This window comes from Kitasatospora mediocidica KCTC 9733 (assembly GCF_000744225.1).
In the GTDB taxonomy this organism is placed as follows: domain Bacteria; phylum Actinomycetota; class Actinomycetes; order Streptomycetales; family Streptomycetaceae; genus Kitasatospora; species Kitasatospora mediocidica.
Genome location: NZ_JQLN01000007.1, coordinates 1,119,452 through 1,135,241, shown reverse-complemented (window position 1 = coordinate 1,135,241; position 15,790 = coordinate 1,119,452). Strand labels below are relative to the sequence as shown.

Sequence of the window (15,790 nt, the reverse complement as noted above, 5' to 3'; positions counted from 1 at the left end):
CGTGCGCGCCGTAGGCAGAGCGGGCCAGCGGAGCGTGCCCCGGCGATCGCGGCAGGTCAGGTGGGCACGACGGCGACCGGGCAGGCCGCGTGGAGCACGGTGGCCTGGCTCGTGGAGCCCAGGCGGCCGAGCGGGCCGTGCGGTTCGCCGTGGCGGCCGACCACGACCAACTGGTGCTCGTGCGAGCGCGCGACCAGTTCCCCGGCCGGATGAGCCCGGACGGCTGTCGCGGTGACGTCGACCTGCGGGAACCGCTCACGCCAGCCGGCCAGTACCTCGGCGACCAGTCGATCCTGCTCCGCGCCGATGTGGGTCTCCTCGAAGACTGGAGGGTTGGCGTGGCCGGGCATGGCGATCAGCGGGTAGGTCCAGGCGTGCACGGCGAGTAGTGGTAGGTTCCGCCGCTGGGCGAAGTCGAAGGCGAACGCCAGGACTTCCCCGTCCCCGTGGTCGCCGTGGATGCCCGCGACCACCCCGCCTCTGCCGGGCTCGGTGTCGGTGGGCCGGACGACCACCACCGGGCAGGTTGCGCGCGCCGCGACGAAGAGGCTGGTGGAGCCCGCCAGCAGCCCGGGGAACCCGCCCGACCCGCGAGCCCCCAGCACCAGCAGGTCCGCGTCGGCTGCCGCCTCGGTCATCACGTCGCGCAGCCGCCCGTCCGGCAGCTCGATCGAGATGTCCAGGTCCGGGTGCTGCCGAAGGGTCCGGGCGAGGGCCTCGTCGAGCAGCGCCTCGCCGGCTTCTCTGCTGGGCGGTGACTCCTGGCCGTCGGGCGCCTTCGTGGTCTCCTCGACCCAGATGTGCCGGACGCTCAGTGGCTCGGCGCGCAGCTGCGCCTCGTCGGCCGCCCAGTCGAGTGCGTGCCTGCTGGCTTGTGATGAGTCCATACCCACGATGACCGGTCTGCCCATCGTCGGCTCCCTTCGCTTGCGGAGGACCGCCTCGTCCCCGCCGGGTTCCTGGTCGGTGCTCTCGGTTCAGGCTATGTCGGCGGTCGCCGTGCGGCAGGGCGGCCCACCGCCCGTACGGTCACTGTCTCGCGGTGGTCGGTAACGGTACCGTCGGCACAGCCGTGCTGATCGGTGCCGGCAACAGTCCCAGCAGGCACAGGGCGTCCGGGCTGAACGGTGACTCCGGCCCGTGGGTCCGTTCGGTCAGCTCACCGGCCAGCCGGCCAGGGCGACGACGGTGCCGATCACTCCCGCGCCCAGTAGGGCGCCGACCACGCCGCGACGGGCCGCCAGCAGCCAGACGGCCGCCCCAGCCAGCACGCCGAACTGCCACCCGTGCTGCAGTGCCAGTGCGAGGGGGATCGCGGAGCCGGCGATCGCGCCGATCACAGCAGGCCCGGCACCGGTCAGGAACGCCTGCACTCGCAGGTCGGCCCGCAGCCGGTCGAACCCGGGGCCGCCGAAGATCACGAACAGGAAGGACGGGGTGAACGCCACCACGGCGGCCAGCAGCCCGCCCCACACCCCGGCGGCGGCATAGCCGACCACCGCGACGGTCTGCACCACCGGACCCGGCGTGATCTGCCCCAGTGCCACCGCGTTGAGGAACTGGCCGTCCGTCATCCAGTGGTAGTGATGCACAGCGTCGGCCTGCATCAACGGGATGATCACGAACCCGCCGCCATAGGACAGCGCGCCGACCTTGAAGGCCACCCACGCCAGCGCCAGCAGGCCCCCGGCGCCCGCCGCCGGGGCAGCGGCCAGCAGCGGCCACGAGCCCTGCCGGGTCGACCCCGCCGAGGAGCCGGCCCGCACCGCGACCTCGATCAGGCCGGCACTCACCAGCACCAGGACCAGCCACGGCCCCAGCAGCGCGGCCGCCATCCCGCCCGCAAGGCCGTAGCCGATCCACCGGCCTCGGGCGGCCAGCACGTCGCCGGTCCGCTTCCAGCTCGCCGGTACCAGCGAGGAGGCCGCCTGCACCGCGACCGCCGCCACCGCCGCCCCCGCACCGGCCGCGGCGCCCCGCACCCACAGCGGCGGATGCCCGGCCAGGAACAGCGCGGCCAGCGCCAGGATCAGCACCAGTCCCGGCACGATGAAGCACACCCCGCCGACCAACGCGCCGGCCAGCCCGCGCAGCCGCCACGCCGCGAAGATCGCCAACTGGGTCGACGCCGGACCCGGCAGCAGATTCGTCGCCGCGATCCCGTCCTCGAACTCCGTGGCGGCGATCCACTGCCGTCGCTCCACGCACAGCTTCCGCAGCAGCGCGATATGGGACGGCGGCCCGCCGAACCCGATGCAGCCGATCCAGCCCCACTCCAGGGCGATCGTCCCCAGCCCAACCCGGCCACCGGCCGGGACCTCACCTGTCACCACGTTGCGTTCTCCTCGCCGGCCCACACAGCGGCGCGACCCTACAGGCACGGGCTGAACGAAGAGCACCGTCCCGCCTCCTCCCGCGGCTCGAACCCTTGGACCACACCCCACTGCACCTGGAGCGGCAGCGGCGTTACCCCCTGAGGCCCACCCCTCCGGGACCGATCGGCCCTGTGCCGACCGGACGGGCAGCGGGAGCCTGGAGATGTCAGCCGCCGCCACACGCCAGGAGAGTGATCTGACATGAAGGCCCTCACCTATCACGGCCCCGGACGCCGCACCTGGGGCGACGTCCCCGACCCGGTGATCCAGGACGCCGAGGACGCGATCGTCCGCGTGGATGCCGTGACCATCTGCGGCACCGACCTGCACATCCTCAAGGGCGACGTCCCGGAGGTGACCGACGGCCGCGTCCTGGGCCACGAAGCCGTGGGCACGGTCGTGCAGACGGGGGCGGCCGTGCGGACGCTGAAGGAAGGCGACCGCGTCCTGGTCTCCTGCATCTCCGCGTGCGGGCGCTGTGCCTACTGCCGGACGGCGACTTACGGCCAGTGCACAGGCGGCGGAGGCTGGATCCTCGGCCATCTGATCGACGGCACGCAGGCCGAGTACGTTCGCACCCCCTTCGCCGACAACTCCCTCCACCGGCTCCCCGCCGGGGTGAGCGACGAGACCGCGCTGCTGCTCGCCGACATCCTGCCCACCTCCTACGAGGTCGGCGTCCGCAAGGGGCAGGTCGAACCCGGCGACACCGTGGCAGTCGTCGGGGCCGGGCCGATCGGGCTGGCCGCGATCACCACCGCCCGGCTCTACAGCCCCGCCCGGATCATCGCCGTCGACCTGGCGCCCAGCCGCCTGGACGCCGCCAAGCGCGCAGGCGCCGACATCGCGCTCACCTCGGCCGAGGCCACCGAGGAGGCGGTCCGCGCCCTGAGCCGTGACGGCCGTGGCGTCGACGTGGCGATCGAGGCCGTCGGCGTGCCCGAGACCTTCGAACTGTGCACCCGTGTGGTCCGCCCCGGCGGCCGGGTCGCCAACGTCGGCGTGCACGGGAAGCCCGCCACCCTCCACCTGGAGGACCTCTGGATCAGGGACGTCACCATCACCACGGGCCTGGTCGACACCAGCAGCACCCCCCTGCTCCTCGACATGGTGGCCGCCGGCCGACTCGACGTCTCCGAGCTGGTCACCCACCGGTTCGGCCTCGACGAGATGCAGGAGGCGTACGACGTCTTCGCGGACGCCGGAGCGAACGGCGCGCTCAAGGTCGCCCTGTTCCGTACCTGAGAACCGCCAGGAGACTGTGCGCGTGCGCCCGGGACGGGATTCCCCCGGCCCGGAGCGCCTGCCACGCGCCCCCACTACTCCTGCTACTCCTGCGGCCCGGTGAGAGCCCCCTCGCTTACGCTCTGGCGCCACGTCACTCGGTGGTGTCAGGTTTGGGGACCGGCCAGTCCCTCGTCCTCGATCTCCCAGCGCAGGTCGTCGGCGACGCTGACGACGCCCTCGACGGCCCGTACGCGGTGCAGCAGTTGGTCGGCTTGGTGGTGGTGGACGGTGCGGGCCTCCAGGGCGACCCGGCCATGGACGCAGCCCACCCGCAGGGTCGAGGCCACCGTGCCGAGGTCGGGTGCGAGGGCGACCACCTCGACCTCGGCACGGACGGCGGCGTCGTCGCGTCGTAGGACTTTCAGCAGGTCGCACAGGCATACGATCCCGGTGAGCCGCCGTTGGGAGTCGACCACCGGCAGGTGGTGGACGCGGTGTCGCAACGCCAGCAGGGCCGCCTGCTCCACGGTCGTCCGCTCGCCGACCGTCACGACCGGCGTGCTCATGAGTTCACCGGCCTCGACGCCGGCCGCCTTGCGCCGGATCGTCCGCGCGTTTCGGGACTCCCACAGCATGGCCCGGGCCGGCAGGGCTTGGACTGCGAGCTTGGTGAGCAGGTCGGAGGCGCAGACCATGCCCATCACGTGCCGCTCCCGGTCGACCACGGGCAGCATGTCGTGGTGGTGCTCCTGGAGGGCGGAGACGACCACGGCGAAACCTGCCCGGGGATCGACCGCGACGACCTGGCGGGACATCACCTCGCTCACCCGAGTCCGGTGCGGGAGCTCGCTCGGTGGGCTCGATGGCTCGTCGGCCCGGTAGTGCCTTGTCTTGAGGCTCTCGGTGCTGTCGGTGGGCCTGGTCCGTCCGTTCGACTGTCGGGACACGGCGATCGCCTCCTCGTCCTCGTCCTCGTCCTCGTCCTGCTTCCCTCCCCGGTGTGCGGGTCAGTGCTGCTCGCGGAGGAGGCGCAACCTCCTGGTCGTCCCCGAGAACCACTCTGCGCCGATGACAGACGGAGCGAACAGGGCCGCTCGGCGCGGAAGGCGGGGCCGGTCGGCCCCCGCGTACATACGCCTGCCGCGCGCACGATGAGCAGTGGGAGGAGGAACTCCCTCTTCCGCCGGCGGAGGAGGCTCTCATGCTCACCTCGACTCTGGACGCTGCGACTCTGGAGCACCTGGTCTCCGCCGCAGTCGCGGCGCCGTCCATGCACAACACCCAGCCCTGGCGTTTCCGCTTCCGCCCCGAGACGACCACGCTGGAGGTCCGGGCCGTGCCGCAACAGGCGCTGCAGGTCACCGACTCCGCCGGCCGTGGGGTTCACATCTCCGTCGGCGCGGCCGTGTTCAACCTGCGGGTCGCCGTCCGCCACTTGGGCTGCGAGCCGGTCGTGCACCTCCTGCCCCGCCCGGCGGAACCGGACCTACTGGCAGCCCTCCGTCTCGCCGGCCCCACCCGCATCGTCGCGGACGGCGATCGGGACCTTTACGAAGCGATCTGGCACCGGCACAGCAGCCGTCTCCCCTTCACCGGTCGGCCGGTCGACCCGGCGATCCTCGCCGAACTCGCCACTGCGGCCCGCGCGGAGGGCGCCGAACTTGAGATGCCCGACGATGTGGAGGTTCTCCGGCTGCTGGCGGTGACGGCGGAGGCCGAGCGACGCAACACCACCGAGCCCCGACGGAGCGCCGAAAGCCGCCACGCGATCCACGCGGCCGACATCGGTCCGCACGGCATTCCGGTGGCAGCCCTCGGCCCGCAGGATTCCGCAGGCCGACTGCCGGTCAGGGACTTCTCCGCCATCAGCCCCGCCGAGCACCTGCCGCCCGTCCACTTCGAGGCCCACCCGTGCATCGTCCTGCTGTCCACCGCTCACGACGAGCCGGCCGACTGGCTGCGCGCAGGCCAGGCACTCGAACACGTCCTGCTGCTCGCCACCGAATACGGCTTGCAGGCATCCCTGCTGCACCAGGCCATGGAGTGGCCCGACCTGCGCTGGTCGCTGCGCAACCCGGAGCACGGCCCCGGCCACCCCCAGATGCTGATCCGCCTGGGACACGGGCCCGAAGGCGCAGCCACACCCCGCAGCCCGGCGCGCGACGTCCTGGACGGTGAGTCCCATGATCCCCGCTGAAGCCCCCAGGTCAGCGCCGCAGCCCAGCGTGCTGCCGATCGACCCGTCCGGTCAGTCCGGTGACACCTGGACCCGCGTGCAGAGCTTGGATCTGCTGCGCCAGACCGCGGCCGGTCGCCTCATCCACACCGAGGGCGCGATGCCGGCCGTCACTCCGATGTGCTTCGTACTCGACCCCGACGGCGCCGTGGTGGTCCCGCTGCCGGCCGGCTCAGGGCTGGCCACGTCACTGGAGGACGTCGTCGTGGGATTCCAAGTTGATCGGCTCGACGAACAGACACTCCAAGGCTGGTCCGTAATGGTCATCGGTCGATCCCATCTGCTCACCGACCCGACACGGCTCGCCGACCTTCGCCAGGACGGGCCGCAGCCGTGGGGCCACCAACACGTGGGCGCGTACCTGCGCATCGAGAGCGAGCTGGTCACCGGCACGCCGCTCGGATTCTGAGGCGACCCCGAGCCCAGGCGCCCCCAGGCTGACGCATACGCCACGTCGCCAGCTCCCTCGCCTCCCACGAGCGCATCGGACGCTCACGGGCGCACTGGCGCGAGCACGGGTGCCCCACCTCGGCGTCGCCGCCGTGGACGAGCAGCGTCACCAACGCCCACTCCGGATCGGGGTGGAGACCGGTGGCGCCGCCGCGGGGGAAGGACCCGTACGTCTCTGCCAGGTGCGGCGTGTGGAACGTCGTCATGCCGACGAAGAACACCGGCGGCAGCGCGGTCGGGTGGCTTCGGTGGCGTTCCAGCTGGCGAGGAGATTGAGGGCGTCGGCGTCGCGACTGCCGGGCACGACGCCACACACGACGAGGGACAGACCCTCGTCGGCGGCGAGTTCCATCGTTTCGTAGTTGATCGTCAGCTGTCCGACCAGTGGGTGATTGAGGCGTTTGGCGCCGGCGCGGTGGCGGCGGACTTCGTGTCGAGCCCAGCGTTGGCGGAAGGTGTCGCCGCGGGTGGAGAGTTCACCGATCAAGTCGGACAGGGCCTTGTCGTACGGGTTGCGGCCGACTTCGGCGCGCAGGGTGGCGACGTTCTGGTCGGCGACGGCGTCCCAGTCGGGGTAGAACTCGGCGGCGGCCGGGTCCAGGAACGTGAAGCGGGCGGAGTTGACCGGTCGGGCAGGGCTGTCGAAGACCGGCGCGAACAGGGCGCGGGCGAAGGCGTTGCCCGCCAGCAGGTCCAGGCGGCCGTTGCGGATGTAGGCGGGGACAGCGCTCATCGCCTCCAGCATGTTCCACAGCTCCGGGCGCAGGCCCGGGACGCGGCGTGTTCCCTCCAGGGGGGAGGGCTTGAGGCCGGCCTGCTCGGGGGTGACGCGGGCCCGGCGGGTGGTGAGGAAGTCGCGGATCTCGGTGCGTCGGTCCATGCCCCGACCCTACGGCCGGGCGCTGTGCCGCATGCGGGCGTGGGGGACCTTGTCAGGGTCTGCTTGGCGGCCCCGAAGGCGTGCTGGGCGGTGTTGTCTGGAGGAGAGCTTCGTCCCCGGCCCACCGCAGGAGGTTCCCCCGGAACGGAGCAGTCCCTGCGACACGCCCCACCCTGCCGACCGACGCCGATCGACCTGTGGAGAGTGAGTCCCGTGTCTTCGATCAGAGCTTCGCCCTGGACCGGACCCGCGACCTCTACCGGGCCATGGCCGATCGTCGCACCCCGAAGGCCCTCATCACCCTGTGACCACACCTCCCGGACCGGTCAGGCCACGACCCGCCCCTGCCCGGCGCACGACCCCGACCAGCGAACGAACAGGACTCCTCCCGTGAAGCACATCCACCTGCGCGACCTCGACGTCTCCCGCATCGGCCTTGGAGCGATGGGCATGTCCCACGGCTACACCGGCGCCGGAACCGACGACGACCAGTCCATCCGCACGATCCACCGCGCCCTGGAGCTGGGCGTCACCTTCATCGACACCGCCGAGGTCTACGGCCCCTACACCAACGAGGAACTCGTCGGCCGCGCCCTGAAGGGCCGCCGGGACCAGGTGGTGCTCGCCACCAAGTTCGGCCTGATCTCCCACACCGGCCGCCCCGGGGGTACCGACAGTGGCCCGGCCAACGTCCGCGCCGCTGTCGAGGGCTCGCTCAAGCGGCTGGGAACCGACCATATCGACCTCTACTACCAGCACCGCGTCGACCCGGGTACACCCATCGAGGAGACCGTCGGAGCCCTGGCCGAGCTGGTGGCCCAGGGCAAGATCGGGCACATCGGCCTGTCCGAGGCCGGGCCCGAGACCATCCGCCGCGCCCACTCGGTCCACCCGGTCACCGCGGTGCAGTCGGAGTACTCGCTGTTCACCCGTGACCCCGAGGCCCGGGTGTTGCCGGTGTTGCGGGAGCTGAACATCGGCTTCGTTCCCTTCTCCCCGCTGGGGCGAGGCTTCCTGACCGGCACGATCCGCTCCGCCGGGCAGTTCGACCCGGACGACTTCCGCGCCGACAATCCGCGCTTCACCGGCGAGAACTTCGAGCACAACTTGCGGCTGGCCGACCAGGTCGCCGCCGTCGCGACCGAGATCGGCGCGACCCCGGCGCAGGTGGCGCTGGCCTGGCTGCTGGCCCAGGGCGAGAACATTGCGCCCATCCCTGGCACCCGGCGTGTCGCCCGGGTCGAGGAGAACGCCGCCGCCGACGCCGTCCAGCTCACCGAGGATCAGCTGACCCGGTTGAGCGCCCTGCCCCAGGCCGCCGGTGACACCCACAACGAGGCCGGCATGCGGATGATGGAGCGCTCATGACCGGCACCAATCCGCGCGTCGCCCCGGACCTCGTCCGCCAGCACGCCACGCCCCGAAACTCGCCGACCTCACCGATGACGTGCTCCTCGCCGACGTCTGGCAGCGGCCCGACCCGTCCCCGCGCGAGCGCAGTATGGCCCGCCGCCATGAGCGCCACCGGCGTCCTGGCCTCGGTCACCGAGTCCACCGACTGACCCCCATCTGCTCGACCACCAATCCGTTCAAGGAGCACCCGTGCAGCACGTCACCCTGAACAACGGCGTCCAGATGCCGATCCTCGGCTTCGGCGTCTACCAGATCCCGGCGGACAAGACCGAGCAGGCCGTCTCGGACGCCCTGGCCGTCGGTTACCGGCTGCTGGACACCGCCGCCGCCTACGGCAACGAGGAGGCCGTCGGCCTGGCGATCAAGAACAGCGGCATCCCGCGCCAGGACCTGTTCGTCACCACCAAGCTCTGGGTCCAGGACGCACCCGCGCAGGACAACACCCGCCGCGCCATCGAGACTTCCCTGACCAAGCTCGGCCTGGACCACGTCGACCTGTACCTGATGCACCAGCCCTTCGGCGACGTCTACGCACAGTGGCGCGCCATGGAGGCCGCCAACCGTGAGGGCCTGGCCAAGGCGATCGGTGTCGCCAACTTCTACCCCGACCGCCTCCTGGACCTGATCTTCAACAACGAGATCACCCCGCAGGTCAACCAGATCGAGACCCACCCGTTCTACCAACGCACCGCCGACCACGACCTCATGCGCGAGCACGGCGTCCAGCACCAGGCGTGGGGCGGCTTCGCCGAAGGCAAGAACGACCTGTTCACCCACCCTGTCCTCAGCGAGATCGGCGACGCCCACGACAAGTCCGTGGCCCAGGTCGTGCTCCGGTGGATGATCCAGCGCGGCATCGTCACCATCCCCAAGTCGGTCAACCCCGACCGGATGGCACAGAACATCGACGTCTTCGACTTCAAGCTCACCGACGACCAGATGGCCCGCATCGCCGCCCTCGACACCGGCACCACGCTGTTCTTCGACCACCACGACCCCGAGATGGTCGCCTGGCTCAGCAAGCGCCGCCTGGACAACTGAGCCGCAGCACCAGCTCCACCGGAGGCTGATGCCCCGGCGCGTGGCACACGGAACTGCGGCAGGTCAGGCGTTGGTGTCGTCGAATGCCAGATTGCCGCCCAGCTCGCGGGAGGCACGAGCCTGAGCGAGCAGTTCCTGAGCTTTGGCCTCGACACCCTCGATGGCGTCGGCGCCGGCCACGAACCGCAGCGGCGGGGTGTCCTGGGCGGCGAGGGCCAGCAGGGCCTGGGCGAGCTTGACGGGGTCGCCGCCCTGCTGGCCGTTCATGCTCTTCCAGGCCGCGATGGTCGCGGTGGTGCGCTCTGCGTAGTCGTCGATGGTCGGCTCGGGCCAGGTGGTGGAGGCGTCCACCAGCAGCTCGGTCCGGAAGAAGCCGGGCTCCACGACCGTGGTGCGGATGCCGTACGGCTCCACGTCGTAGCGCAGGGACTCCATCCAGCCCTCCACGGCGAACTTGGAGGCGGCGTAGGCGACGCAGAACTCCTGGCCGATCAGTCCGGCGGAGGACGAGAGCGAGATGATGTGACCGGCGCGCTGCTTGCGCAGGATCGGCAGGACGGCGCGGGTGACGTTCATGGGGCCGAAGAGGTTCGTCTCGAACTGCTGGCGCATCTGCTCGGGGGTGATCTCTTCGAAGTAGCCGGCGAAGAAGTTCCCGGCGTTGTTGACCAGGACGTCGATGCGGCCGAAGCGCTCGACCGCGGCCTGTGCGGCCGCCTGCGCGTCCTGCGGGCTGGTGATGTCCAGCTTGGTGACCAGCAGGTTGTCCTGCGGACCGCCCAGGGTCTTCTCGACCTCTTCGGGGCGGCGGCCGGTGGCGACGACCTGGTGGCCGGCCTTGAGGGCCTGGAGGGCGATGTCCGTGCCCAGACCGCGTCCGGCACCGGTGATGAAAATGACCTTGCTCATGAGGGGGCTCCCTTACAGGCACCGTGTCCGGCACCCGGTGTGGTGTGGTGTAGATGTGCGGGTGTCGCCGACGGCGTTAACCGCAGTTCGCGGTCAGGCCTGGTCGGTAGGCATGATCCACAGTTCGCCGACGGAGGCATGGCGGGGACGGGTGACCATGTAGGCGACGCCGTCGGCGATGTCCTCGGGGGCGAGGACCTCGGTCTGCTCGTAGAAGCTGTTGATCGCCTCGCGAACCTCGGCCTTGTGGTCGTTGTGCGAGCCCAGTTCGGTGGCAACACCGCCCGGCTCCAGGACGCCGACACGTACGTGACGCCGCGTCACCTCCTGGCGCAGGGACTCGGTGAAGCCGTTCACCCCGAACTTGGTGAGGTTGTAGACGCCGTAGCCGTTCCAGTGCCACGATCTGTGCAGTGGGCCCTGCATCCAGGCAACCACGTGCCGACCACGCCCGGACGGCCATACGGGGCACCGCTCTGCCGGGGGTCTGCCAGTACCCCTTCAGGCGCCCCAGGGTGCGGGGGCCGGCCGTACCGTGGACCCATGGACCGCAGCACCGAGATCCGTGAGTTCCTGCGCACCCGCCGGGCCCGGATCACCCCCGAACAGGCCGGCCTCGCCCCCGACCCGCGGGTTCGTCGGGTGCCGGGGTTGCGCCGCGAGGAGGTCGCCCAGCTCGCCGGGGTCAGCGTGGACTACTACATCCGCCTGGAGCGCGGCCGAACCCAAGGCGTCTCCGGAGCCGTCCTGGACGCCGTCGCCCGTGCCCTGCAGCTGGACGACACCGAGCGCGCCCACCTGTTCGACCTTGCCCAGCCCACCGCCACCCGGGCCCGCCGCCGCAGGCCGTTCAGCCCGCAGCGGGTGCGCCCGGTCATGTACCGGGCCCTGGACTCCCTCAGCGCCCCCGCGCTCATCCAGGGGCGACGCATGGACGTCCTGGCCTCCAACCCGCTCGGCTCCGCGCTCTTCGCCGACTTCCAGGCCCGGCCCCACCGCGAGCGCAACTTCGCCCGCTTCGTGTTCCTCGACGACGCCGCCCACAGCCTGTACGCCGACTGGGAGAAGGCCGCGGGCGACTGCGTGGCCACACTGCACCTGTACGCCGGACGCCACCCCGACGACCCGCGGCTCACCGAGCTGATCGGCGAGCTGTCCCTGCACAGCGACACCTTCCGGCGCATGTGGGCCGACCATGACGTCCTGGCCCACGCTAGCGGCACCAAGCGCCTGCACCACCCGGTGGTCGGCGACCTGACCCTCGACTACGTGGTCCTGGCGGTCGAAGGCGACCCCGACCAGACCCTGGTCATCCTGACCCCCGAGCCGGCGTCCCCCTCCGCCGAAGCCCTTGCCATCCTCGCGAGCTGGACCGGCACATCCACCACCGGGCCGTACACCCCTGAACGGACCACCCGACCCGTCTGATGGGCTGACTATCCCTTCGGGCGCCATCGGGACCTTGAACGCCGTCCTGGCGCCCGCCGACCTCATGGCCTCCGCCCACGCGCGGACCGCGTCACTGTTGACCTTTTCCACGGGGTGGGGGATGGAGAGCCGTCGACTCAACTGGCGGTTCCAGCAGTAAGGAGCCGTCCGGCGGCCTTTGGCTCGACGACGGCGGGCGGTGGATTGGTTCGCGCGCAGGCCTGCCATTGGTCAGCTTCTGACGCATCGTCAGCCGATGCCACGTGATGGCACACAAGTCGCATCGCTCGGGGTCCGTGGGCGGAGGCCGATCCGGTCGGTTGGCGCCGGTTCGCCGACGGGCCGCGGGGGCGGTTGGACCTGAGGCGGGCGAGGCTGGCCTGCTGGCCCAGGCCCTGGGAAACGGACGGTCGGCCCGGGACGCTTGGTGGCCGTCGCCGACGAGCTGGACTGCCGCCACGCAGAACGCTCGGCCGGGGAATCCCAGCCGAGCGCACGCACGGACTACTCGCGGTCTGATCAACCACACGTGATCCAACGACCCGTCGAATCCGTCCGTCAGGTGGCAATCGGGACCACGGCGCACAGCCGACGGCTACTCATCGTCACGTGAGCAAGGGTCGCGCTGTGGCGGTTCAGGTCGCTGAGAGGTCTTGTGCTGAGTTCGATCTCCGCGCACTCTCATTGCACATCGCAAGCCTCTGAACCTTCGATGCCAGCCCTCCCGTGGACGTTTCCGCAGGTCAGCGAGGTGCTGACCTGCGGAAACAACAAGAGATCGAACTGCGTTTCCGCAGGTCGGAGGCACCCCTACAGGTCGTAGTAGAGCTCGAACTCGTGCGGGTGCGGGCGCAGGGCGATCGGGGCGATCTCGTTGGTGCGCTTGTAGTCGATCCAGGTCTCGATCAGGTCGGGCGTGAAGACGCCGCCCGCGAGCAGGTACTCGTGGTCCTTCTCCAGGGCCTCCAGGACGGCCGGGAGGGAGGCGGGGACCTGGGGGACGCTGGCGTGCTCGTCGGGGGCGAGCTCGTAGAGGTCCTTGTCGACCGGCTGGAGCGGCTCGATCTTGTTCTTGATGCCGTCCAGGCCCGCCATCAGCATCGCGGCGAAGGCGAGGTAGGGGTTGGAGGACGGGTCGGGGGCGCGGAACTCGATGCGCTTGGCCTTGGCGTTCGAGCCGGTGATCGGGATGCGGATCGCGGCCGAGCGGTTGCGCTGCGAGTAGACCAGGTTGACCGGGGCCTCGAAGCCGGGCACCAGGCGGTGGTAGGAGTTCACCGACGGGTTGGTGAAGGCGAGCAGCGAGGGCGCGTGCTTCAGCAGGCCGCCGATGTAGTAGCGGGCGGTGTCGGAGAGGCCGGCGTAGCCCTGCTCGTCGTAGAAGAGCGGCGCGCCCTCGGCCCAGAGCGACTGGTGCACGTGCATGCCGGAGCCGTTGTCGCCGAAGATCGGCTTGGGCATGAAGGTGGCCGTCTTGCCGTTGCGCCACGCGACGTTCTTGATGATGTACTTGAACAGCATCAGGTCGTCGGCGGCGTGCAGCAGGGTGTTGTACTTGTAGTTGATCTCGGCCTGGCCGGCGGTGCCGACCTCGTGGTGCTGGCGCTCGACCTCCAGGCCGGAGGCGGCCAGCTCCAGCGACATCTCGGCCCGCAGGTCGGCGAAGTGGTCCACCGGCGGGGTCGGGAAGTAGCCGCCCTTGTACTTGACCTTGTAGCCGCGGTTGCCGCCCTCCTCGATCCGGCCGGAGTTCCAGGCGCCGGCCTCGGAGTCGATGTGGTAGTAGGAGGCGTTCGCGGTGGTCTCGAAGCGGGCCTCGTCGAAGACGTAGAACTCGGCCTCGGGTCCGAAGAAGGCGGTGTCGGCGATGCCGGAGGAGGCGAGGTAGGCCTCGGCCTTCTTGGCGACGTTGCGCGGGTCGCGGCTGTAGGCCTCGCCGGTGATCGGGTCCTGGATGAAGAAGTTGATGTTGAGGTGCTTTTCCTTGCGGAACGGGTCCAGGCGAGCGGTCGCCAGGTCCGGGACGAGCGCCATGTCCGACTCGTGGATGGCCTGGAAACCGCGGATCGACGAGCCGTCGAACATCAGGGTCTCGGCTGGGTCGAACGTTGCCGCAGGCACCGCGAAGTGCTGCATGACTCCGGGCAGGTCGCAGAACCGCACATCGACGAACTTGATGTCGTTCTCGGTGATGTACGCCTTGACCTCGGCGGCGTTCTTGAACATCAATCCTCCTCAGCCCGGCCGCTGAGCCGGGTTCAGACGTTCACGGACCAGTCGTCCCAACCGGCCGTGGTGCGGCTCACGATAGGAACCGGCCGTTTCCTGGTCGTGACCCCATCGTTTCGCCCATGTTAACCAGGCGCCCCGGATGGGCGGCAAAGCCGCACGGCTTCGGGCAAATCGCATCCCGGCGCAGGCCGGGCTCCTGAACTGGTCTGGACCACTTGAAAGGAGCGGGTGTGGCGGATTCACCCGCAGGGGGAGTCGATGACGGTCGACGGCCGCTGCCCGGATAGTGTGCGTTCGTGGACAGCAGAGAAGCGTTGGGATCGTGGATCGACGGGCCGAAGGCCGCCGCCGAGCGGATGGGCGCCGACTTCGGCTACCGGGGCGAGCGGCTCGGCCTGCCGCAGGAGGGCACCGGCTCGATGGCCGGCGTGGGCCGGCGGATCGGCGCGCTCTTCGTCGACGGGTGGCTGTGCAGCCTGGTCGCGTACGGGCTGCTCGCGCACGGTGAGCAGTCGCGGGCGAACCTCTGGACCACCCCGCTCTTCTTCACGGTCACCGTGATCCTGCTGGCGACCACCGGGACGACCATCGGCAAGCGCCTGTTCGGCCTGCGCGTGGTGCGCCTGGGCGGTACCCGGGCCTCGATCCCGCAGGTGCTGCTGCGCACCTTCCTGCTCGTCCTGCTGGTGCCCGCCCTGGTCTGGGACCGTGACTCCCGCGGCCTGCACGACAAGGCCGTCGGCACCGTCGAGGTCCGGATCTGAGGTCCGGATCTGAGGCGCGCCCCACGCCCGAGGGCAACGAGAGGCCCCGCCGCGGAGATCTGCGGCGGGGCCTTGGGCTATTCGGGAGCGGTGGGGCTCAGCGGCCCTGGCCGCCCTTGGGCATCCTGGCACCCTTGGGCATCGGGCCCTTGGGGATCGGCGCCTTGGAGAGCAGGTCGCCCAGCGCCCGCAGCCGGTCGTTGGTCTCGGTGACCTGGGCGGGGGTGATCGCGCGCGGCAGACGCATCAGGTGGATCTGCAGCTTCTTCAGCGGCACCTCACCCGGACCGTCGCCGACCACGATGTCGTGCACCGGCACGTCGCCGACCACCCGGGCCATCTTCTTCTTCTCGGCGGCGAGCAGCGGGCGCACCCGGTTCGGGTTGCCCTCACCGATCAGCGCGATGCCGGCCCGGCCGACCGCACGGTAGATCGCGTCCTGGTTGCGGGTGACCGCGACCGGGGTGGGGTTGCTGCTCCAACCGCGCTTGATGTTGTTCAGCACGGCCGCCGCAGCGCCCGGCTGTCCCTCCATCTGCCCGAAGGCGGCTCGCTCGGCCCGTCGTCCGAAGACGATCGCCATGGCCAGGAACGCCACGATGAAGCCCAGGATGCCCAGGTAGATGGGATGACCGATCAGGAAACCGATGGCGAGGAACACGCCGAAGGTGAGGAGGCCAACGCCCCCGATAATCAGGCCGATCTTGGTGTCGACCTTCCTGGTCATGCTGTACGCCTGACGGATCTGCTTGAGCCGCCCGGGATTCTCGGATGTTTCCCTCGCCATGAACGTCATGGTACGTGGCGGGGTGATCGGATCACGAAGCCCGGTCCC

General features: G+C 70.5%; 16 protein-coding genes. 8 read left to right on the top strand and 8 right to left on the bottom strand.

The annotated features are described in order from the left end of the window. Positions 1–56: 56 nt before the first annotated feature. Together BS80_RS35305 and chrA are read right to left on the bottom strand one after the other, a co-directional pair. Positions 57–911, bottom strand: coding sequence for a universal stress protein (locus BS80_RS35305; RefSeq protein ID WP_035805694.1), 855 nt, complete (start codon positions 909–911; stop codon positions 57–59). A 243-nt stretch (positions 912–1,154) separates the two neighbouring features. Continuing rightward, the gene (gene chrA, locus BS80_RS35300) at positions 1,155–2,333 is read right to left on the bottom strand and encodes a chromate efflux transporter (protein WP_083975715.1); all 1,179 of its coding nucleotides are present in this window, start codon (positions 2,331–2,333) and stop codon (positions 1,155–1,157) included. A 243-nt stretch (positions 2,334–2,576) separates the two neighbouring features. Between chrA and BS80_RS35295 the strand changes: the two genes are divergently transcribed. Next, a complete protein-coding gene (locus tag BS80_RS35295; protein WP_035805692.1) occupies positions 2,577–3,620 on the top strand; it encodes a zinc-dependent alcohol dehydrogenase family protein in 1,044 nt (347 codons plus the stop codon). Between the two features lie 146 nt (positions 3,621–3,766). Here the strand turns inward: BS80_RS35295 and BS80_RS35290 are convergent, their stop codons facing one another. Further along, positions 3,767–4,549 (bottom strand): CBS domain-containing protein, encoded by a 783-nt coding sequence (locus tag BS80_RS35290; RefSeq protein ID WP_157536765.1) that lies wholly within the window; start codon positions 4,547–4,549, stop codon positions 3,767–3,769. 254 nt (positions 4,550–4,803) lie between these two features. Here BS80_RS35290 and BS80_RS35285 point away from each other — a divergent pair, with 254 nt between their 5' ends. Together BS80_RS35285 and BS80_RS35280 are read left to right on the top strand one after the other, a co-directional pair. Continuing rightward, positions 4,804–5,799 carry an Acg family FMN-binding oxidoreductase gene (locus BS80_RS35285; protein ID WP_035805690.1) on the top strand — a complete coding sequence of 332 codons (996 nt, stop codon included), beginning with the start codon at positions 4,804–4,806 and terminating at the stop codon, positions 5,797–5,799. A gap of 28 nt (positions 5,800–5,827) precedes the next feature. Next, a complete protein-coding gene (locus BS80_RS35280) occupies positions 5,828–6,247 on the top strand; it encodes a pyridoxamine 5'-phosphate oxidase family protein (RefSeq protein WP_198045695.1) in 420 nt (139 codons plus the stop codon). Positions 6,248–6,490: 243 nt separating this feature from the next. Here BS80_RS35280 and BS80_RS35270 read toward each other — a convergent pair whose 3' ends face one another. Beyond that, positions 6,491–7,168, bottom strand: a complete 678-nt coding sequence (locus BS80_RS35270) for an MmyB family transcriptional regulator (RefSeq protein ID WP_035805685.1) — start codon at positions 7,166–7,168, stop codon at positions 6,491–6,493. A 390-nt stretch (positions 7,169–7,558) separates the two neighbouring features. On the opposite strand from BS80_RS35270, the gene BS80_RS35265 reads away from it, so the two are divergent. From BS80_RS35265 to BS80_RS35255, 3 genes are read left to right on the top strand one after another with little or no spacing between them, the layout of a single operon-like run. Beyond that, positions 7,559–8,536, top strand: coding sequence for an aldo/keto reductase (locus BS80_RS35265; protein WP_035805682.1), 978 nt, complete (start codon positions 7,559–7,561; stop codon positions 8,534–8,536). Then, complete coding sequence (locus BS80_RS35260; protein WP_035805680.1) at positions 8,533–8,730, top strand: hypothetical protein; 198 nt, start codon at positions 8,533–8,535, stop codon at positions 8,728–8,730. Before BS80_RS35265 ends, BS80_RS35260 begins: the two co-directional genes overlap by 4 nt. A gap of 40 nt (positions 8,731–8,770) precedes the next feature. Beyond that, positions 8,771–9,622: an aldo/keto reductase gene (locus tag BS80_RS35255; protein WP_035805677.1), complete on the top strand. Its 852-nt coding sequence runs from the start codon at positions 8,771–8,773 to the stop codon at positions 9,620–9,622. A 63-nt stretch (positions 9,623–9,685) separates the two neighbouring features. On the opposite strand, the gene BS80_RS35250 is transcribed toward BS80_RS35255, so the two are convergent. Beyond that, positions 9,686–10,531 carry an SDR family oxidoreductase gene (locus tag BS80_RS35250; protein ID WP_035805675.1) on the bottom strand — a complete coding sequence of 282 codons (846 nt, stop codon included), beginning with the start codon at positions 10,529–10,531 and terminating at the stop codon, positions 9,686–9,688. A gap of 93 nt (positions 10,532–10,624) precedes the next feature. Next, positions 10,625–10,957, bottom strand: a complete 333-nt coding sequence (locus BS80_RS35245) for an SDR family oxidoreductase (RefSeq protein WP_083975712.1) — start codon at positions 10,955–10,957, stop codon at positions 10,625–10,627. Between the two features lie 117 nt (positions 10,958–11,074). Here BS80_RS35245 and BS80_RS35240 point away from each other — a divergent pair, with 117 nt between their 5' ends. Then, positions 11,075–11,959 (top strand): helix-turn-helix transcriptional regulator, encoded by an 885-nt coding sequence (locus tag BS80_RS35240; RefSeq protein WP_035805673.1) that lies wholly within the window; start codon positions 11,075–11,077, stop codon positions 11,957–11,959. An 810-nt stretch (positions 11,960–12,769) separates the two neighbouring features. Here BS80_RS35240 and glnA read toward each other — a convergent pair. After that, on the bottom strand, positions 12,770–14,185 hold the full coding sequence (gene glnA, locus BS80_RS35235; RefSeq protein WP_035805669.1) for a type I glutamate--ammonia ligase: 1,416 nt from the start codon (positions 14,183–14,185) through the stop codon (positions 12,770–12,772). A gap of 302 nt (positions 14,186–14,487) precedes the next feature. Between glnA and BS80_RS35230 the strand changes: the two genes are divergently transcribed. Continuing rightward, positions 14,488–14,955, top strand: coding sequence for an RDD family protein (locus tag BS80_RS35230; RefSeq protein WP_035805666.1), 468 nt, complete (start codon positions 14,488–14,490; stop codon positions 14,953–14,955). A gap of 97 nt (positions 14,956–15,052) precedes the next feature. Here the strand turns inward: BS80_RS35230 and BS80_RS35225 are convergent, their stop codons facing one another. Continuing rightward, positions 15,053–15,742, bottom strand: a complete 690-nt coding sequence (locus BS80_RS35225) for a DUF4191 domain-containing protein (protein WP_035806860.1) — start codon at positions 15,740–15,742, stop codon at positions 15,053–15,055. Positions 15,743–15,790: the final 48 nt, after the last annotated feature.